Origin of the sequence: Streptococcus sp. FDAARGOS_192 (assembly GCF_002073815.2) — a bacterium.
In the GTDB taxonomy this organism is placed as follows: Bacteria; Bacillota; Bacilli; order Lactobacillales; family Streptococcaceae; genus Streptococcus; species Streptococcus salivarius_H.
Genome location: NZ_CP020431.2, coordinates 2,173,262 through 2,192,747 on the forward strand (window position 1 = coordinate 2,173,262; position 19,486 = coordinate 2,192,747).

At 39.1% G+C, this 19,486-nt stretch carries 21 protein-coding genes, 6 tRNA genes and 1 rRNA gene; 25 read left to right on the plus strand and 3 right to left on the minus strand.

What is annotated here, in order from left to right; genetic code table 11:
• The first annotated feature begins 38 nt into the window (after positions 1-38).
• From rrf to A6J31_RS11230, 9 genes are all read left to right on the plus strand, one after another.
• A 5S ribosomal RNA gene (gene rrf, locus A6J31_RS11190) occupies positions 39-154 on the plus strand.
• 5 nt (positions 155-159) lie between these two features.
• A tRNA-Val gene (locus A6J31_RS11195) sits at positions 160-232 on the plus strand.
• Positions 233-234: 2 nt separating this feature from the next.
• A tRNA-Asp gene (locus tag A6J31_RS11200) sits at positions 235-307 on the plus strand.
• A gap of 18 nt (positions 308-325) precedes the next feature.
• Positions 326-398: transfer RNA gene (locus tag A6J31_RS11205), tRNA-Lys, on the plus strand.
• Between the two features lie 5 nt (positions 399-403).
• Positions 404-485 (plus strand) — tRNA-Leu (locus tag A6J31_RS11210).
• A 12-nt stretch (positions 486-497) separates the two neighbouring features.
• Positions 498-570, plus strand: a tRNA-Thr gene (locus tag A6J31_RS11215).
• Positions 571-577: 7 nt separating this feature from the next.
• Positions 578-649 (plus strand) — tRNA-Glu (locus A6J31_RS11220).
• Between the two features lie 88 nt (positions 650-737).
• Positions 738-1,670, plus strand: a complete 933-nt coding sequence (locus A6J31_RS11225) for a manganese-dependent inorganic pyrophosphatase (RefSeq protein ID WP_080611210.1) — start codon at positions 738-740, stop codon at positions 1,668-1,670.
• 54 nt (positions 1,671-1,724) lie between these two features.
• On the plus strand, positions 1,725-2,384 hold the full coding sequence (locus tag A6J31_RS11230; RefSeq protein ID WP_080611211.1) for a DUF1803 domain-containing protein: 660 nt from the start codon (positions 1,725-1,727) through the stop codon (positions 2,382-2,384).
• A 29-nt stretch (positions 2,385-2,413) separates the two neighbouring features.
• Here the strand turns inward: A6J31_RS11230 and A6J31_RS11235 are convergent, their stop codons facing one another.
• Complete coding sequence (locus tag A6J31_RS11235) at positions 2,414-2,947, minus strand: DUF402 domain-containing protein (protein ID WP_002886644.1); 534 nt, start codon at positions 2,945-2,947, stop codon at positions 2,414-2,416.
• Between the two features lie 71 nt (positions 2,948-3,018).
• Entirely contained in the window at positions 3,019-3,795 is a 777-nt protein-coding gene (recX, locus tag A6J31_RS11240; protein ID WP_021144654.1) for a recombination regulator RecX, read from the minus strand.
• Positions 3,796-3,829: 34 nt separating this feature from the next.
• Here recX and rlmD point away from each other — a divergent pair, with 34 nt between their 5' ends.
• Together rlmD and asnA are read left to right on the plus strand one after the other, a co-directional pair.
• Positions 3,830-5,185 carry a 23S rRNA (uracil(1939)-C(5))-methyltransferase RlmD gene (gene rlmD / locus A6J31_RS11245; RefSeq protein ID WP_080611213.1) on the plus strand — a complete coding sequence of 452 codons (1,356 nt, stop codon included), beginning with the start codon at positions 3,830-3,832 and terminating at the stop codon, positions 5,183-5,185.
• A gap of 109 nt (positions 5,186-5,294) precedes the next feature.
• A complete protein-coding gene (gene asnA, locus A6J31_RS11250; protein WP_004181885.1) occupies positions 5,295-6,287 on the plus strand; it encodes an aspartate--ammonia ligase in 993 nt (330 codons plus the stop codon).
• Positions 6,288-6,438: 151 nt separating this feature from the next.
• On the opposite strand, the gene A6J31_RS11255 is transcribed toward asnA, so the two are convergent.
• Positions 6,439-7,797 (minus strand): aspartate kinase, encoded by a 1,359-nt coding sequence (locus A6J31_RS11255; RefSeq protein ID WP_080611214.1) that lies wholly within the window; start codon positions 7,795-7,797, stop codon positions 6,439-6,441.
• 129 nt (positions 7,798-7,926) lie between these two features.
• On the opposite strand from A6J31_RS11255, the gene A6J31_RS11260 reads away from it, so the two are divergent.
• The 14 genes from A6J31_RS11260 to A6J31_RS11325 all read left to right on the plus strand — a co-directional run bounded on the left by A6J31_RS11260 (position 7,927) and on the right by A6J31_RS11325 (position 19,461).
• Entirely contained in the window at positions 7,927-8,565 is a 639-nt protein-coding gene (locus A6J31_RS11260; RefSeq protein ID WP_080611216.1) for an HAD family hydrolase, read from the plus strand.
• Between the two features lie 211 nt (positions 8,566-8,776).
• Entirely contained in the window at positions 8,777-9,568 is a 792-nt protein-coding gene (locus tag A6J31_RS11265; RefSeq protein WP_013990100.1) for an enoyl-CoA hydratase, read from the plus strand.
• Positions 9,569-9,672: 104 nt separating this feature from the next.
• Positions 9,673-10,107 (plus strand): MarR family winged helix-turn-helix transcriptional regulator, encoded by a 435-nt coding sequence (locus A6J31_RS11270; protein WP_002885562.1) that lies wholly within the window; start codon positions 9,673-9,675, stop codon positions 10,105-10,107.
• Positions 10,107-11,069 carry a beta-ketoacyl-ACP synthase III gene (locus A6J31_RS11275; protein ID WP_037612035.1) on the plus strand — a complete coding sequence of 321 codons (963 nt, stop codon included), beginning with the start codon at positions 10,107-10,109 and terminating at the stop codon, positions 11,067-11,069. Before A6J31_RS11270 ends, A6J31_RS11275 begins: the two co-directional genes overlap by 1 nt.
• A gap of 63 nt (positions 11,070-11,132) precedes the next feature.
• Positions 11,133-11,357: an acyl carrier protein gene (locus A6J31_RS11280; protein WP_002885495.1), complete on the plus strand. Its 225-nt coding sequence runs from the start codon at positions 11,133-11,135 to the stop codon at positions 11,355-11,357.
• Between the two features lie 105 nt (positions 11,358-11,462).
• Positions 11,463-12,428 carry an enoyl-[acyl-carrier-protein] reductase FabK gene (gene fabK, locus A6J31_RS11285; protein WP_002890043.1) on the plus strand — a complete coding sequence of 322 codons (966 nt, stop codon included), beginning with the start codon at positions 11,463-11,465 and terminating at the stop codon, positions 12,426-12,428.
• A 22-nt stretch (positions 12,429-12,450) separates the two neighbouring features.
• Entirely contained in the window at positions 12,451-13,371 is a 921-nt protein-coding gene (gene fabD, locus A6J31_RS11290) for an ACP S-malonyltransferase (RefSeq protein ID WP_002886655.1), read from the plus strand.
• A gap of 12 nt (positions 13,372-13,383) precedes the next feature.
• The gene (fabG, locus tag A6J31_RS11295) at positions 13,384-14,118 is read left to right on the plus strand and encodes a 3-oxoacyl-[acyl-carrier-protein] reductase (RefSeq protein WP_002886656.1); all 735 of its coding nucleotides are present in this window, start codon (positions 13,384-13,386) and stop codon (positions 14,116-14,118) included.
• Between the two features lie 62 nt (positions 14,119-14,180).
• Positions 14,181-15,413 (plus strand): beta-ketoacyl-ACP synthase II, encoded by a 1,233-nt coding sequence (fabF, locus tag A6J31_RS11300; RefSeq protein ID WP_073949891.1) that lies wholly within the window; start codon positions 14,181-14,183, stop codon positions 15,411-15,413.
• 3 nt (positions 15,414-15,416) lie between these two features.
• A complete protein-coding gene (gene accB, locus A6J31_RS11305; RefSeq protein WP_073949889.1) occupies positions 15,417-15,911 on the plus strand; it encodes an acetyl-CoA carboxylase biotin carboxyl carrier protein in 495 nt (164 codons plus the stop codon).
• Positions 15,908-16,333 carry a 3-hydroxyacyl-ACP dehydratase FabZ gene (gene fabZ / locus A6J31_RS11310; RefSeq protein WP_002885470.1) on the plus strand — a complete coding sequence of 142 codons (426 nt, stop codon included), beginning with the start codon at positions 15,908-15,910 and terminating at the stop codon, positions 16,331-16,333. The genes accB and fabZ overlap by 4 nt, the downstream gene beginning before the upstream one ends.
• A 118-nt stretch (positions 16,334-16,451) precedes the next feature.
• Entirely contained in the window at positions 16,452-17,822 is a 1,371-nt protein-coding gene (locus A6J31_RS11315) for an acetyl-CoA carboxylase biotin carboxylase subunit (protein ID WP_002886659.1), read from the plus strand.
• 5 nt (positions 17,823-17,827) lie between these two features.
• Entirely contained in the window at positions 17,828-18,694 is an 867-nt protein-coding gene (accD, locus tag A6J31_RS11320; protein WP_080611217.1) for an acetyl-CoA carboxylase, carboxyltransferase subunit beta, read from the plus strand.
• Positions 18,691-19,461: an acetyl-CoA carboxylase carboxyl transferase subunit alpha gene (locus A6J31_RS11325; RefSeq protein WP_002886662.1), complete on the plus strand. Its 771-nt coding sequence runs from the start codon at positions 18,691-18,693 to the stop codon at positions 19,459-19,461. Before accD ends, A6J31_RS11325 begins: the two co-directional genes overlap by 4 nt.
• The last annotated feature ends 25 nt before the right edge of the window (positions 19,462-19,486 follow it).

A 19,486-nucleotide genomic window follows, 5' to 3' on the forward strand; every position in this document is an offset into this window, starting at 1 on the left:
AGTATAGATATTCAATTTTGAGTTGAGAATACTCAGAGTTAAGTGACGATAGCCTAGGAGATACACCTGTTCCCATGCCGAACACAGAAGTTAAGCCCTAGTACGCCTGATGTAGTTGGGGGTTGCCCCCTGTTAGATATGGTAGTCGCTTAGCGCATAGGGAGTTTAGCTCAGCTGGGAGAGCATCTGCCTTACAAGCAGAGGGTCAGCGGTTCGATCCCGTTAACTCCCATAGGTCCCGTGGTGTAGCGGTTATCACGTCGCCCTGTCACGGCGAAGATCGCGGGTTCGATTCCCGTCGGGACCGTCAAGTAGAAATATTTGAGACTCGTTAGCTCAGTTGGTAGAGCAATTGACTTTTAATCAATGGGTCACTGGTTCGAGCCCAGTACGGGTCATATATGCGGGTGTGGCGGAATTGGCAGACGCACCAGATTTAGGATCTGGCGCTTAACGGCGTGGGGGTTCAAGTCCCTTCACCCGCATTAGAAAAGTTAGCCGGCTTAGCTCAGTTGGTAGAGCATCTGATTTGTAATCAGAGGGTCGCGTGTTCAAGTCATGTAGCCGGCATAAAGATGGTCCGTTGGTCAAGGGGTTAAGACACCGCCTTTTCACGGCGGTAACACGGGTTCGAATCCCGTACGGACTATATTTCGAGTAACTTAGGTTACTCTTTTTATTTTGTTTCTTTTTTTTATATGTTATAATAGCTTATAATACTATTTTGAGGTGAATTTATGTCTAAAGTTTTTGTTTTTGGTCATCAAAACCCTGATTCTGATGCAATCGGGTCTTCTTATGGATATGCTTATTTGAAACGTCAACTTGGTGTTGATGCTGAAGCTGTTGCTTTGGGTACTCCTAACGAGGAAACTGCTTTTGTTCTTGATTATTTTGGTGTTGAAGCACCACGAGTGGTTGAGTCTGCTCAATCAGAGGGAGTTAATCAAGTTATTCTTACAGACCATAATGAGTTTCAACAATCTATTTCAGATATTAAGGACGTTGAAGTTATTGAGGTAGTCGACCATCACCGTGTGGCTAATTTTGAAACTGCTAATCCATTAATGATGAGATTGGAACCTGTTGGATCTGCATCTTCAATTGTTTATCGTATGTTTAAAGAAAACAATATTGAAGTTCCTAAGGAAGTTGCTGGTTTGCTTTTGTCAGGTTTGATTTCTGATACTCTTCTTCTTAAATCTCCAACTACACATGCTTCAGATCCTGCAGTTGCAGCTGAACTTGCAGAAATTGCTGGTGTTAATCTAGAAGAATATGGTCTTGCAATGCTTAAAGCTGGTACTAATCTTTCTTCAAAATCTGCTGAAGAACTTATTGATATTGATGCCAAAACTTTTGAATTGAATGGTAATCAAGTTCGTGTTGCTCAAGTTAATACAGTTGATATTTCTGATGTTCTTTCTCGTCAAGAGGAAATCGAAGAAGCTATTAATAACTCAATTAAAAATAATGGATACTCTGACTTTGTCTTAATGATTACTGATATCCTTAATTCAAATTCAGAAATTCTTGCACTTGGTTCAAATACTGATAATGTTGAAAATGCCTTTGATTTTGTTTTAGAAAATAATCATGCTTTCCTTGAAGGTGCTGTTTCTCGTAAGAAACAAGTAGTACCACAGTTGACTGAAAGCTTTAATGCATAAAATTAGGCCGTCAGGCCTTTTTTTGGTGGTCTGATTAATGGTATAATACTTCTTATGATAATACAATTTAACCCAAACAAACTATGTAAGCAAGCTTTTTTTATGGAAATAGTGAATTATCTATATCTTAATCAGCCTGTGACCCTGAGAGCAATAAAAAGGCAGTTCCCTTTTCAAAAGAATATAGATAAATTAATTGAGGAGTTTGTAAAAGTAGGCTATATTGAACGATTTGAGAAACGTTACCGTTTATTAATTAGTCTTGTGTCGGATTCTTCTAAAATTGACTTAGACCAGCATTTTTTTATTAATGATGATTCTTCTTGTTATTTAGAACTATTAAATCGTAGTTTTGTTACTGAGATATCTAATTCTACTAATGATGTTGTCATTATCGAACAAACGGGTATCACGAGAGACGAACTTACGATTTCAAACTATTTCTATAAATTAAGAGAAAATCTACCATTATCTGAAGAGCAGAATAGATTATATGACATATTAGGGGATGTTAATCCTGAATACTTTTTGAAACATGTTACGACTTTTCTTTTAAAGTACGTAAGGAAGCAATATGTACTTCAAAAGAGGAGGAATATTTTTGTCGATGCTTTAGTATTATTAGGGTATCTTGTTCAAGTAGAAGAAGGGCGTTATCTTTTGAATATGGACTTAGATTCCGAAGCATTAGTTTTTAGTGCAAAAAAAGACTAGTATTATTACTAGTCTTTTTTATGACAACTTTAACGATTCCTTAGTTCAAGATAACGTTTGTACCAGATGTTAACATAAGATTGTGAAAATGGCCCCTTACCATTGTTAATCCAATCTACTAAGATTTTAACATGTTCCTTTAAGATATAGTCAATATCAGGAGAGTAATGCATTTCTTTTTTATGTGTTTCATACTCATCTACATCTAGCAATTTTTTTTCACCATCAGCGAAGACTTTGACATCTAGGTCGTAGTCAATATATTTTAGTGCTTCTTGGTCCAAAATATATGGACTAGCTAAATTGCAGTAGTAGGAAATGCCGTTATCCCTAATCATGGCTATAATATTAAACCAGTATTTTTTGTGGAAATAAACAATAGCAGGTTCACGTGTTACCCATCGTCTTCCGTCTGCTTCAGTCACGAGGGTGTGGTCGTTAACGCCAATAACAGCATTCTCAGTTGTCTTTAGTACCATAGTATCGCGCCAAGTACGGTGCAAACTACCATCATGCTTATAACTTTGAATTGTGATAAAGTCGCCTTCTTTTGGTAATTTCATGGCGTCCTCTTTCTACAATAAGGGTTATCTCCACTATTGTATCATAATTTTGTGAAAAGAGGGGGGAATTCCTATAAATATTCTCTTAGAGCGGATGCTATCGCATCAAAGTCATAACCTTTTCGGGCTAAAGCTTGTGTCAAGCGTTGCTTAAGCTCATAACCGTCGTATTTTTTACTAAATTTTTGATATTGCTTATCAATTTCTTTATAAAGGAGAGCTTGCTCATTTTCTTCATCTGCTTCAAGTTCTAGATGATCGATTGCTAGTTTACTTTCTTGGAATGAAAAACCTTTATTGATAAGGCTTTGAGTTAATTTATCTTTTAGGGCTTTTGATGGTAGTTTTCCCTGATATTTTCGTAACAGTTTTGAAGCTACTTTAATGGCTATTTCTGAGAAATCAAATTGGCTTAAAACATCGTCAATGATTTGTTTGTTACAACCTTTTTGAAGCCATTTTTGCTTCAGCACATAGGCCCCTTTATCACCTGAATTCAGATTTTGTTGAGCTAGACTTTCTAGGAGTTTGTAATCATCAATCCAATGATCTTTTTTTAGATTATCAATAATTTTTGGAATTATATGAGGGTTTATTTCATGTTTAAAAAGGTAATCTTTTACCTCTTTCTCAGTACGTTGTTTAAATGAAATAAAATAGAGAGCTAGGTTTTTACCATGTGAGAACTGAGCAAAGGATTTAATATCCTCTAGTTGATCTTTGTCCAGTATCATTTCTTTAGTCAACATGTATTTAACGATGGTATCTTCTGTAACGTAGAGACTCTCTTTTTTGTCTATCTCAAGGAGATAAAGTCTCTTTTTCTTCTCGATTTTTGTGATTTTCATAGTTATTATTATATCAAAATGTTAGAATGGTAGTATGAATTTACAAGTGAAACAGCGTATCCCGCTTAAGATAAAACGCATGGGAATCAATGGCGAAGGCATTGGTTTTTATAAGAAAACTCTAGTTTTTGTACCAGGGGCTTTGAAGGGTGAAGAGGTGTTCTGTCAGATTGTTTCTGTTAAGAGAAACTTTGTTCAGGCGAAATTATTAAAGATTAATAAACCTTCTAAGTTTCGTGTCGAACCTGCATGTAATATTTATGAAGACTGTGGTGGTTGCCAGTTAATGCATCTTCGTTATGATAAGCAATTAGAGTTTAAAACTGACTTGTTAGGACAAGCATTGAAGAAGTTTAAACCGGCTAATTTTGAGTCATATGACATTCGTCCAACAATAGGTATGGAGCAACCACAACATTACCGAGCTAAACTACAATTTCAAACCCGTTCTTATGGTGGCTCAGTTAAATCTGGCTTATTTGCAGAAGGGAGTCATCGCCTCATTAATATTGATGATTGCCTAGTTCAGGATGAGCTAACTCAAGCTATAATGAATAAGGTGACAAAATTGTTAGATAAATACAAGTTACCAATTTATAATGAGCGCAAAATTGCTGGAATTCGTACTGTTATGATACGACGTGCTTTGGGTTCAAATCAGGTCCAGTTAATTTTTGTAACCTCTAAATCAGTTTCTTTCACAAAATTAGTTAAGGAATTGACGGAAAGTTTTCCAGAAATCGTAACAATTGCTGTCAATTATAATTATTCGAAATCCAGTGAGATTTATGGTCAAGAGACGGAAATTCTTTGGGGACAAGACACTATTCAAGAAGAGGTACTGGACTATAACTTCGCTCTCTCTCCTCGTGCATTTTACCAGTTGAATCCTCAACAAACAGAGGTACTCTATGGTCAGGCTGTTGAAGCTTTGGATGTGGATAAGGCTGAACATCTTATTGATGCTTATTGTGGGGTTGGTACTATTGGACTTGCTTTTGCAAATAAGGTAAAGAGTATTCGAGGTATGGATATTATTCCTGAGGCTATTGAGGATGCTAGGAAGAATGCCAAATCACTTGGACTGGAAAATGCTCACTATGAGGTGGGTAAAGCAGAAGATATCATTCCACGTTGGTACAAGGAAGGTTATCGAGCAGATGCTCTTATTGTGGATCCACCTAGAACTGGTTTAGATGATAAGCTACTTAAAACGATACTGGACTACACTCCTGAAAAAATGGTATATGTTTCATGTAATGTATCTACTTTGGCTAGAGACCTAGTTTCTTTGGCTAAAGTTTATGATGTTAATTATATCCAGTCAGTAGATATGTTTCCTCATACGGCTCGAACAGAAGCAGTTGTGAAGCTAACTAAAAAAATGTGATAAAACCTAACATAAAAAACAAGAAATTTTCAAAATTGTTGGAAAATTTCTTTATTTTTCTGAAAAATAGGAGTATAATAGGCTTATCGATTTTTTAAAGGAGGAGCGTATGAAAAAGAGCTTCATTCATCAACAAGAGGAAATTTCTTTTGTGAAGAATACTTTTACACAGTATTTGATTGATAAACTTGACGTCGTTGAAGTGCAAGGGCCTATTTTGAGTAAGGTCGGGGATGGTATGCAGGATAATTTGAGCGGTATTGAGAATCCTGTAACTGTTAATGTGCTTCAGATTCCAGACGCGACATACGAAGTTGTTCACTCATTAGCAAAATGGAAACGTCATACTTTGGCTCGTTTTGGTTTCAATGAAGGTGAAGGGCTCGTGGTTAATATGAAGGCTCTTCGTCCAGATGAAGATTCATTGGATGCAACGCACTCTGTTTACGTTGACCAATGGGACTGGGAAAAAGTTATTCCTGACGGACATCGTAATATCGCTTATTTGAAAGAAACTGTTGAAACCATTTATAAGGTCATTCGTTTGACTGAGCTAGCAGTTGAAGCACGTTACGATATTGAAGCAATTTTACCTAAGAAAATTACCTTCATCCATTCAGAAGAGCTTGTTGAGAAGTACCCTGATTTGACACCAAAAGAGCGTGAAGATGCTATTACCAAGGAATATGGTGCTGTATTCTTGATTGGTATCGGTGGTGTTCTTCCTGATGGAAAACCACATGATGGTCGTGCACCTGACTATGATGACTGGACAACTGAGTCTGAGAATGGTTACCGTGGTTTGAATGGAGATATCTTGGTTTGGAATGAACAATTAGGACATGCTTTTGAATTGTCATCAATGGGTATTCGTGTTGATGAAGATGCCCTTAAACGTCAGGTTGAAATTACTGGCGACCAAGATCGTTTGAAATTGGATTGGCACCAAGCCTTGTTACATGGCCTTTTCCCACTAACAATTGGTGGAGGTATTGGTCAATCACGTATGGCTATGTTCTTGCTTCGTAAGAAACATATTGGTGAGGTTCAAACTTCAGTTTGGCCAGATGCTGTTCGTGAAACTTACGAAAACATCTTGTAAAAAAAGCACTAACGAAAGTTAGTGTTTTTTGGTTTGCAATAGCTATGCATAATTGATCAATGAATTGGCTATTGGAGTAGATGTCATGAGAGCTGGCTTAGTTTTTCTCATAAAGAAAAAACCTATCTCCTTCAGGGGATAGGTTTTTAGATTAGTCGTCACTACGGAAAAAAGCATCGTAAAGAGCTCTGACGGCTGCTTTTTCTTGCTCAGTTTCAATTACAAACATAACAGAAACCTCACTAGAACCTTGAGAAATCATTTCTAGGTTAATATGTTTTTCAGAGAGCGCTTTAGCTGCTGTCGCTGTAACACCGATGTGGTCTTTCATATTTTCACCAACAATCATGAGGATTGAAAGGCCGTGTTCAATTTCAACTTCATCAACACCGAGTTCACGAGTTAAGTATGAAAGGATTTCTTGTTCTTTGATTGGGGTAAGTTCACGTTCTCGAATAATGATTGAAAGATCATCGATTCCAGAAGGCATGTGTTCCCAACGGATATTTAAATCTTCCAAGATTTGGAGAACCTTACGTCCGAAACCAACTTCACGGTTCATAAGGTATTTGGTCATATTGATGCTGACGAATTTATCATCACTCGCGATACCAACGACAGGAACAGTTGCACCCTTATGTTCAAGAATAATACGTGTGCCTGGATGGTCTGGATTATTAGTATTTTTAATAACTAATGGAATTTTACCACGATAGGCAGGCAGTAGAGCCTCATCATGAAGAACCGAGAATCCAGCATAAGCCAACTCACGCATTTCTTTATAAGTTAACTCAGGAATAGAATGTGGTTCATGAACGACACCAGGATGGGCTGCGAAAATACCATCTACATCTGTGAAGTTTTCATATAAGTCTGCCTTAACTCCAGCTGCAACGATAGAACCTGTGATATCAGAGCCTCCACGTGAGAAAGTACAAATTTGATTATCAGGGGTAACACCAAAGAAACCAGGGATTACAAGAACCTCATCTGATTCACGAAGCTCCTCCAACTTGTCATAGGCTCCTGGAAGGATACGAGCATTCCCAGGTTCGCTTGAGACAAAAATACCAGCTTGGCGAGGGTGAACGTAACGTGCTTCAATACCGTTATTACGGAAATATTCAGCAATTAATTTTGCGTTATTATCTTCCCCTGCAGCTAGGAAAGTATCATAAAGGAAATCATTATCTTCAATCGGAAGAGTGGCAAGATCGTTGATAGATTTAGCAATCTTCGCCATTTCTGTTGATTTGAAGCCTAGCTCATCAACCATAGCTTGGTAGCGGTTAATAATCCATTCTTGGTCAGTTTTGACATCAACACCCTTTGTGTAGTGTTTATAGTATTTAATCAAGGCGTCTGTGACTTTGGTATCTTCATCGTTACGTTTACCTGGGGCAGAGACAACGACAAAGCGACGTTCAGGATCAGATTTTACAATGTTTAAGACTTTTTCTAATTGTGTGGCTGAAGCAAGTGAGCTTCCACCGAATTTGATGACTTTCATAGTTACTCCAAAAATTTTAAATTACCCTACAATTATAGCAAAATTCTGACAATTTGTCACATTGTTTTTAAAAGCGAGTAAGATTTAGTCTGAATATGGTACAATAAGGGAAGAAAAGGAGGATATCCCGTGGTAGAGGCAATTATTTTTGATATGGATGGTGTCCTTTTTGACACTGAAAAATATTATTATGATCGACGTGCAAGTTTCTTAGCTCAAAAGGGAATTTCAATCGACCATTTACCCCCGTCTTTCTTTATAGGTGGAAATACTAAGCAAGTTTGGGAAAATATTCTCAGAGATGACTATGATAACTGGGATGTGCCAACTTTACAAGAAGAGTATAATGCCTATAAACAAGACAACCCCTTACCCTACAAAGAATTAATCTTTCCTGATGTTTTGAAAGTCTTGAATGAAGTGAAATCTCGAGGGCTGAAAATAGGTTTGGCTTCTAGCTCAGTGAAGGCAGATATCCTTAGAGCTTTGGAGGAAAATCATTTGGATGGTTTCTTTGATGTGGTTCTTTCAGGAGAAGAATTTAAAGAGAGTAAACCCAATCCAGAGATTTATCTGACAGCATTGAAGCATTTGAACGTGGAAGCAAATCAGGCTTTGATTATCGAAGATAGCGAAAAGGGGATTGCTGCTGGAGTCGCTGCAGGTGTTGAGGTTTGGGCCATTAAAGATAATCGTTTTGGCATGGATCAAGGTGCAGCCAAAGGCTTGTTGGATAACCTTGTAGATGTTTTAGATTTATTAAAATAGAAGTGACACCGAGTTGTAGAACTCGGTGTTTTGATGTATCAAATTAAAAAACTCTAAGTTTCTGTTGACCTTTAGATGGACTATGGTATACTAGAAAATAACGATGAATGATTTGATAATCAAATTATCTATTCATCAAATAAAATTGTGATAAAAATATAAAGAACATACGGTTTTCAAATAGGAACTAGTTATCGGAGGAATGCAAAAAATGGCTTACGAAACAATTCTTTATAGTGTTGAAGATGGAGTAGCAACTTTAACACTTAATCGTCCAGAAGTGCAAAATGGGTTTAATATTCCAGTTTGTGATGAGATTATGGCTGCAATTGAGGAAGCTAAACAAGATGCGTCAGTAAAATTCTTGGTAATCAATGCTAATGGGAAAGTCTTTTCTGTTGGTGGTGACCTTGATCAAATGCAAAAAGCGGTTGCTGTAGATGATGTACAGTCTTTGGTTCGTATTGCTGAGCAGGTAAATGAAATTTCTTTTGCTCTTAAAAAATTGCCTAAGCCAGTCATCATGGTAGTTGATGGCCCATGTGCAGGTGCTGCGGCTAACTTAGCTGTTGCTGCTGATTTTACGATTGCATCAGATAAAGCTAAATTCATCCAAGCTTTTGTAGGTGTTGGTTTGGCACCTGACGCTGGAGGTCTCTACCTTTTGACACGTTCAATCGGTATTAACCGTGCGACTCAAATTACCATGACAGGAGAGCCAGTATCAGCTGAAAAAGCCTTGGACTGGGGAATTGCCTACAAAGTTGTTGAGTCAGAAAAACTTGAAAAAACTGTGAGTCAATTGATTAAAAAATTGAACCGCTCTTCAGTGAATTCCTTTAAAGCCATTAAAGAGATGGTTTGGGAATCTGAATTTGCAGGATGGGAAAATTACGCTAAATTGGAACTTGACTTGCAAAAATCTCTTGCCTTCACTGAGGACTTCAAAGAAGGGGTACGTGCTTATAGTGAGCGTCGTCGACCTAAATTCCAAGGGAAATAACCACATTTTCTAAAAGAAAAACTAAAGTTTTTTAATCGGGCTTGCGAATTTAGTTTGAGTCTGATATAATTTGAAAATCAAAGTTTTATTGAAAGGAGTCTGGTGTGAATTACGACAAAATTGATGGCTATCTTGTTGATATTTTTAATAACGTAGTTATTATCGAAGAAGCGAGTTTGAAGAATTCAAAGTTTAACGATGTTTCCCTCAAGGAAATGCATACCATTGATGTGATCGGTACACATCCAGATACGACACCAAGTGCAGTAGCTAAAGAACTTATGCTAACTCTTGGTACTGTAACAACTTCTCTCAATAAACTTGAAAAGAAAGGTTATATTGTCCGTACGCGTTCATCAGTTGACCGTCGTGTGGTCCATCTATCGCTTTCTAAAAAGGGTCGTTTGGTATATCGTCTTCACCGTCGTTTTCATAAATCAATGGTGATGAGGATTACGGAAGGTTTTAACGACGAGGAATTGAAGGTTATGAGTAAGGGATTGGAAAATCTCCACGCCTTTCTTGAGGAGTTGAAATAATGGCATTTGCAAAAATTAGTCAGGTTGCCCATTATGCACCTGCTCAGGTCGTGACTAATGATGACCTATCAAAAATCATGGATACTAGCGACGAGTGGATTCGCTCACGCACTGGTATTCAGGAACGTCGCATCTCATTGAATGAGAACACGAGTGATTTAGCTACCAATGTTGCTCATCAGCTATTAGAAAAATCAGGATTATCGCCTGAGGAGCTAGACTTTGTTTTAGTTGCAACGATTTCTCCGGATAGCTCTATGCCGTCAGTAGCGGCTCGAGTTCAAGGAGCAATCGGTGCAGTCAATGCTTTTGCTTTTGATATTACTGCAGCATGTAGTGGTTTCGTCTTTGCCTTGGCAACAGCAGAAAAATTGATTAAGTCAGGTGTCTACAAAAAAGGTCTAGTTATTGGTGCGGAAGTCCTTTCTAAAACTTTAGACTGGTCTGACCGTACAACAGCTGTACTCTTTGGAGATGGTGCTGGCGGAGTTCTCTTGGAAGAAACTGAAGAAGAACATTTCTTCGGAGAATCTTTGAATACCGATGGTAGCAAGGGTGGTCTTGAGTCAGGAGCCTCTGCAGTTATCTCGCCTTATTCAGATGAGTCTGATCAGCCTAATCCCTATATGCAAATGGATGGGAAAGCGATCTTTGATTTTGCCGTTAAGACAGTTTCAAAGAGCATTAAGGCCTTGGTTGAAGAAAAAGGTGAACCTGATTACTTCCTTCTTCACCAAGCTAATATTCGTATTTTGGATATTATGGCTAAGAAAATCGATGTCAGTCGTGATAAATTCTTGGCAAACATGATGTCTTATGGTAATACCAGTGCGGCAAGTATCCCAATTTTGCTTTCTGAAAACGTAGCAAATGGGACCTTAAAATTAGACAGCGGTCAAACAATTCTTTTATCAGGTTTTGGTGGGGGTTTGACATGGGGCAGTCTTATTGTTAAAATCTAGTTATATAAATTATGCACCAGCATAGATTATAAGAAATATATTTATCTTAAAGGAGAAATTAAAATGGCAGTATTTGAAAAAGTACAAGAAATCATCGTTGAAGAACTTGGGAAAGATGCAGAAGAAGTAAAAGTAGAAACTACTTTTGACGAACTTGACGCTGACTCACTTGACGTGTTCCAAGTTATCTCAGAAATCGAAGATGAGTTCGATATCCAAATCGAAACTGAAGAAGGTCTTAACACTGTTGGTGACCTTGTTGCTTACGTAGAAGAAAAAACTAAATAAGCAGGGCATAGAGAATATTCTTATTTGGGATATTCTCCTTTGTTTATACAATTACTTTGATTATTAAACTATTTATTTGATTAGAAAATCGAAAAAAGGTGCAAAATGAAATCTCGTATTACAGAACTGTTAGGAATTAAATATCCAATCTTCCAAGGTGGTATGGCCTGGGTTGCTGATGGCGACTTGGCAGGAGCCGTTTCAAATGCTGGTGGACTCGGAATTATTGGTGGTGGTAATGCCCCTAAAGAAGTGGTAAAAGCTAATATTGATAGAGTAAAACAAATCACTGATAAACCTTTCGGTGTTAATATCATGCTTTTGTCACCATTTGCAGATGACATCGTCGACCTCGTTATCGAAGAGGGCGTTAAGGTTGTTACAACAGGAGCCGGAAATCCAGGTAAATATATGGAGCGTTTCCACGAAGCTGGAATTACAGTAATCCCAGTTATTCCATCGGTAGCACTTGCTAAACGTATGGAAAAACTTGGAGCAGATGCTGTTGTCGCAGAAGGTATGGAAGCTGGTGGTCACATCGGTAAATTGACAACTATGGCACTTGTTCGCCAAGTTGCTGATGCGGTATCTATCCCAGTTATTGGAGCTGGTGGTGTTGCTGATGGACGTGGTATGGCTGCTGTTCTTATGCTTGGAGCAGATGCTGTTCAGGTTGGTACGCGTTTCGCTGTTGCTAAAGAATCTAATGCACACCAAAACTTCAAAGATAAGATTTTGAAGGCTAAAGATATTGATACTGTTATTTCAGCCTCAGTTGTTGGACACCCAGTTCGTGCGATCAAGAATAAATTGGCTACTGAATATAACCAAGCTGAAAAAGATTTCTTGGCTGGTAAGAAGACTCAAGAGGAAATTGAAGAGCTTGGTGCAGGTGCCCTTCGTAACGCGGTTGTTGATGGAGATGTGGAATATGGTTCAGTTATGGCTGGACAAATTGCAGGTCTTGTTCGTAAAGAAGAAACATGTGCAGAAATCTTGGAAGACCTATACACAGGTGCTGCCAAGGTGATTAAAGAAGAAGCTGCTCGTTGGGCAGATGTAAACGTCTAAAAACGTCGAAAGGATTAGGATAGTGACAAAACGTGCGTTCTTATTTGCTGGTCAAGGGGCTCAGAAATTGGGCATGGCGAGCGATTTGTATGCGACTTATCCCGTTGTCAAAGAGACATTTGATACGGCTAGTCGTATTCTAGGTTATGATTTGCGTGAATTGATTGATTCTAACGAAGAAAAACTTAATCAGACACGCTATACTCAACCAGCTATTTTGACAACGTCAGTAGCCATTTATCGCCTTTTGGCAGAAAATGGTATCACTCCTGATATTGTTGCCGGTCTCTCTTTGGGTGAATATTCTGCCCTAGTTGCGGCCGGAGCACTCTCATTTGAGGATGCGGTAGCCTTGGTTGCTAAACGTGGAGAATTCATGGAAACAGCTGCTCCTGCTGGAAGTGGGAAAATGGTTGCTGTCATGAATACAGATCCAAGTTTGATTGAAGAAATCTGTCAGAAAGCATCTGAAAAGGGTGTAGTAACGCCTGCTAACTATAATACTCCAGCACAAATTGTTATTGGTGGTGAAGTTGAGGCTGTTGATTATGCTGTGGAATTGCTTAAAGAAGCTGGTGCTAAACGTCTGATTCCTCTTAATGTTTCAGGGCCGTTCCATACAGCTTTACTTGAATCAGCTAGTCAAAAATTGGCAGCAGAACTTGAGAAAGTGTCATTCAAGGACTTTACGCTTCCTTTAGTAGGTAATACTGAGGCTCAAATCATGAAGTCAGAAGACGTCAAAGCACTTTTGGCTCGTCAGGTGATGGAACCTGTACGTTTTTATGATTCGATTGCCACTATCCAAGAATTTGGTGTAGATGAAGTAATTGAGATTGGTCCAGGAAAAGTCTTGTCAGGCTTCTTGAAGAAAATTGATAAAACCTTACCAACTCATAATGTTGAAGATCAAGCTAGTCTTGATGCCCTTCTTAATGCTTAAAACGAGGTAAACATGGAACTTAAGAATAAAAATGTTTTTGTAACAGGTTCAACACGTGGAATTGGATTAGCTGTGGCACACAAATTTGCTAGTCTTGGTGCCAATGTTGTTCTAAATGGACGTTCTGAAATATCTGAGGACTTGCTTGCACAGTTTGCAGATTATGGTGTAACTGTTGTAGGTATCTCAGGTGATATTTCTAACGGTGAAGATGCTAAACGTATGGTAGCTGAAGCTATTGAAAAGCTTGGTAGTGTTGATGTTCTAGTTAATAATGCTGGAATCACTAACGATAAGTTGATGTTGAAGATGAGTGAAGAAGATTTTGAACGTGTCTTGAAAATCAACTTGACTGGTGCTTTCAATATGACACAGGCTGTCTTAAAACCAATGTCTAAGGCTCGTCAAGGTGCCATCATCAATATGTCATCTGTTGTAGGTCTCATGGGGAATATTGGTCAAGCTAACTATGCGGCTTCAAAAGCTGGTCTGATTGGTTTTACAAAATCAGTGGCGCGTGAAGTTGCGGCTCGTGGTGTCCGTGTCAATGCTATTGCTCCTGGTTTCATTGAATCAGATATGACTGACGCTATTCCAGAGAAAATGAAAGATGCTATGATTGCTCAAGTGCCAATGAAACGTATTGGTCAAGCAGAAGAAGTGGCTGAAGTTGCAGCATTCTTGGCTAGTCAAGAATATCTCACAGGTCAAACCATCGCTATTGATGGTGGTATGACCATGCAATAATTGAATATCAATATCAAAAAAATCATTTATTAGAATATCCATCCGACAAAAGGAGAATATATATGTCTACAAATCGTGTTGTTGTTACAGGTTACGGCGTAACCTCACCAATCGGTAATACACCAGAAGAATTTTGGAACAGTCTTCATGACGGTAAAATTGGTATCAAACCAATTACGAAGTTCGATGCTTCTGAAATTCCAGTCTTTAACGCTGGTGAAATCCAAGATTTCCCGTTCGATAAGTACTTTGTGAAAAAAGATACTAACCGTATGGACACTTACTCACTTTATGCGATTTATGCTGCTATGGAAGCTCTTGAAAATTCAGGACTTAACATGGAAGAAGAAGATCGTGATCGTGTTGGTGTCATCGTGTCATCTGGTATTGGTGGTCTTCAAGAACTTGAAGATCAAATCATTCGTATGCACGAACGTGGGATGAAACGTATCAAACCAATGTTTATCCCTAAAGCACTTTCAAACATGGGTGCTGGTAACATTGCTCTTAAAATTGGTGCTCAAGGGGTATGTAAATCAGTGACGACTGCTTGTGCCTCTGCCAATGATGCAATCGGTGAAGCCTTCCGTGAAATTAAATTCGGTTTGCATGATGTTGTCTTGGCTGGTGGTGCTGAAGCTTCAATCACTAAGATTGGTATTGGTGGTTTCAATGCTCTTACAGCACTTTCAACAACAGAGGATCCAGAACGTTCATCAATTCCATTTGATAAAGACCGTAATGGTTTTGTTATGGGTGAAGGTGCAGGGGTTCTCGTTATCGAAAGCTTGGAACATGCCCAAAAACGTGGTGCTAACATCTTGGCTGAGATTGTTGGGTACGGATCAAACTGTGATGCCTACCACATGACAACACCAACTCCAGACGGTTCAGGTGCTGCTAAGGCAATTAAATTGGCTATCAATGAAGCTGGTATCAAACCTGAAGATGTTGATTATGTCAATGCTCACGGGACATCAACACCTGCTAATGAAAAGGGTGAAAGTGGTGCCATTGTTTCTGTACTTGGTAAAGATGTTCCAGTTTCATCTACTAAATCATTTACAGGTCACTTGCTAGGTGCTGCTGGTGCAGTTGAGGCTATTGCAACAATCGAAGCTATTCGTCATAACTATGTACCGAAAACTGCTGGTACAAAAGAATTGTCTGACTACATCGAAGCTAATGTTGTTTATGGTGAAGGTCAAGAAGCTGATATTGAGTACGCAATTTCAAATACCTTCGGTTTTGGTGGACACAATGCTGTTCTTGCCTTTAAACGTTGGGAGGCTTAATTCATGAATATTTCTGAAATCAAAGATTTATTGGCTCAATTTGATGCATCAACTTTACGTGAATTTTCATACAAAAATAATGGTGAAGAATTGAACTTGAGCAAAAATCAAACAAGTTCAGTAACAGCTGCCCCAGTAGTTCCTACAGTTGAAGTAGTTGCGCCAGCTCCTCAAGCCCCAGTTGCTCCAGTAGCAGCACCTGCCGCTGTTGAAACTCCAGCAACACCAGTTGAAGAAGCTTCTGCTCCTGCTCAAGCTGCTGAAGGTGAAGTGGTTGAAAGTCCACTTGTTGGTGTGGCTTACTTGTCTCCATCACCTGAAAAACCAGCCTTTGTTTCTGTTGGTGATACTGTTAAGAAAGGTCAAACGCTTCTTATCGTTGAAGCAATGAAGGTGATGAATGAAGTGCCAGCACCTAAAGATGGTGTTATTACTGAAATCTTGGTAGCGAATGAAGAAGTTGTTGACTACGGAAAAGGATTGGTACGCATCAAATGACAATTGATATTAATGCTATTCGTGAAGCTTTACCACACCGTTATCCAATGCTTTTGGTTGACCGTGTGCTAGAAGTTTCAGAAGACGAAATCACAGCTATTAAAAATGTAACGATCAATGAACCTTTCTTTAATGGACATTTTCCTCAATACCCAGTTATGCCTGGCGTTCTTATCATGGAAGCTCTTGCGCAAACAGCTGGTGTTCTTGAATTGTCTAAACCTGAAAACAAGGGCAAATTAGTCTTTTATGCAGGTATGGATAAGGTTAAATTTAAAAAACAAGTGGTTCCTGGTGACCAACTTGTTATGACAGCTAAGTTTGTTAAACGTCGTGGAACAATTGCTGTTGTTGAAGCTAAGGCTGAAGTCGATGGTAAACTTGCTGCATCAGGTACTTTGACTTTTGCTATTGGAAGCTAATGTTTTGTGAAAATCCTTCTGGCGACAGTCGGAAAGGATTTTTCTTTAGACATTGGTCTATCACATAGAAAGGAAATCAACACAGACTATCAAAAAATGTCTGATGTTATCTTGTTTTATGTTTAAAAAATTATTGATTGCCAATCGTGGTGAAATTGCAGTGCGTATTATCCGTGCAGCGCGTGAATTGGGTATCCAAACGGTTGCTATTTATTCTGAAGCGGATAAGGATTCTCTCCATACTATGCTTGCTGATGAAGCTATTTGTATCGGGCCTGCAAAATCAACGGATTCTTATTTGAATATGAATCGTGTCCTATCAGCTGCTATTGTGACTGAGGCTCAAGCTATTCATCCAGGGTTTGGTTTCTTGAGTGAAAACTCTAAATTTGCCACTCTCTGTGAAGAAATGAACATCAAGTTTATTGGTCCTTCAGGCGAAGTCATGGACAAGATGGGTGATAAAATCAATGCCCGTGCTGAAATGATTAAGGCTAATGTCCCTGTAATTCCTGGTTCAGATGGTGAAGTCTTTACAGCTGAGGAGGCTTTAGAGGTTGCCAACCGTCTTGGTTACCCAGTAATGCTTAAGGCTTCTGCTGGTGGTGGCGGTAAGGGGATTCGTAAGGTTAACACTGAAGAAGAGTTAGCTCCTGCCTTCGAATCTGCGTCACAAGAAGCTAAAGCAGCCTTTGGTAATGGGGCGATGTATATTGAAAAAGTTATTTACCCAGCTCGTCATATCGAGGTTCAAATTTTGGGAGATAGCTATGGTAATATTGTTCACCTAGGTGAGCGTGATTGCTCTCTTCAACGTAATAACCAAAAGGTTTTGGAAGAATCACCGTCAGTTGCTATTGGTAAGACACTTCGTCACGAAATTGGTTCAGCGGCTGTCCGTGCCGCTAAGGCTGTTAATTATGAAAATGCGGGTACTATCGAGTTCCTTCTTGATGAGAAAACAGGTCAGTTCTACTTTATGGAAATGAACACCCGTGTTCAAGTTGAGCACCCAGTTACAGAATTTGTAAGTGGTGTGGATATTGTTAAAGAACAAATCCGTATTGCCGCAGGTGAAAAACTCTCTGTGACCCAAGATGATATTGAAATCAAGGGGCATGCTATTGAGTGTCGTATCAATGCAGAAAATCCTAAGTTTAACTTTGCACCTAGTCCAGGGAAAATTAGCAATCTCTACCTACCTAGTGGAGGTGTTGGTCTCCGTGTAGACAGTGCAGTCTATCCTGGCTATACTATTCCACCTTACTATGATTCAATGATTGCCAAAATCATTGTTCATGGAGAAAATCGATTTGAGGCACTCATGAAGATGCAACGTGCTCTTTACGAGCTCGAAATCGATGGTGTTGTGACTAATGCTGACTTCCAGTTGGATTTGATTTCAGATCGTAGCGTTATCGCTGGGGATTATGACACTTCCTTCTTGATGGAGACCTTCCTACCAGCTTATCAGAATCGTGAGGAATAGAGTTTATGGGATTATTTGATCGAAAAGAAAAGTATATCCGTATCAATCCTAACCGTTCTGTACGTAATGGGATTGATCACCAAGTGCCAGAAGTTCCAGATGAACTTTTTGCAAAATGTCCTGGTTGTAAACAAGCTATTTATCAAAAGGACTTGGGACAAGCTAAAATTTGTCCAAATTGTTCTTATACCTTCCGTATTTCCGCTAAAGAACGTCTCGATTTAACAGTTGATGAGGGATCTTTCCAAGAACTGTTTACAGGCATTAAAACCAAAAATCCATTGAATTTTCCAGGTTATATGGAGAAACTAGCAGCGACTAAGGAAAAAACTGGTCTTGATGAAGCTGTCGTGACTGGTGTTGCAACTATCAAGGGGCAAAAAACAGCCTTGGCCATTATGGATTCTAACTTTATTATGGCTTCAATGGGAACTGTTGTTGGTGAGAAAATCACTAAACTCTTTGAACATGCGATTGAGGAAAAACTTCCAGTTGTTATTTTTACAGCATCTGGTGGGGCCCGTATGCAAGAAGGAATCATGAGTTTGATGCAAATGGCTAAGATTTCAGCTGCTGTAAAACGTCATTCGAATGCTGGCTTGTTGTATTTGACTGTATTGACAGATCCAACAACTGGTGGGGTTACAGCAAGTTTCGCCATGGAAGGTGATATCATCTTAGCTGAGCCACAAACCTTGATTGGTTTTGCAGGTCGTCGAGTCATTGAAAACACAGTTCGCGAAACTTTGCCAGATGATTTTCAAAAGGCTGAGTTCCTTCAAGAACATGGTTTTGTTGATGCCATTGTTAAACGTACAGAGTTGGCTGATACCATTGCCACACTCTTATCATTCCATGGAGGTGTTCAATGAGCGACGTAGCACGTATTTTAAAAGAAGCGCGTGACCAAGGCCGTTTAACTGCTTTGGACTTTGCCCAAGGAATCTTCGATGACTTTATCGAACTTCATGGCGATCGTAATTTCCGTGACGATGGTGCCATTATTGGTGGTATTGGTCGTTTAAATGGCCAAGCGGTTACTGTAGTGGGTATCCAAAAAGGTAGAAACCTACAAGATAACCTCAACCGTAACTTTGGCCAACCTCATCCAGAGGGTTATCGTAAGGCTCTTCGCCTCATGAAACAGGCTGAAAAGTTTGGTCGTCCAGTCGTTACCTTTATCAATACTGCAGGTGCTTATCCTGGTGTTGGGGCAGAGGAACGCGGACAAGGTGAGGCAATTGCGCGTAACCTTATGGAAATGAGCGACCTTAAGGTGCCAATTATTGCCATTATCATTGGTGAAGGTGGTTCGGGAGGAGCTCTTGCCTTGGCAGTAGCCGATAAGGTTTGGATGCTTGAAAATACCATCTATTCTATCTTGAGTCCTGAAGGATTTGCAACTATCCTCTGGAAAGACGGCTCACGTTCAGAAGAGGCGGCAGAGTTGATGAAGATTACATCAGGCGAGTTGCTTAACATGGGAATCGTTGATAAGGTTATCCCAGAACGTGGTTACTTTACAAGTGAAATTATCGAAGCGATTAAGACAGCAATTGTAGATGAATTGGCCGAATTAAGTCAATTGTCAACAGAAGACTTGCTTGAAGCGCGTTATCAACGTTTCAGAAAATACTAAAAAAACATTGGGTTATGTCCCAATG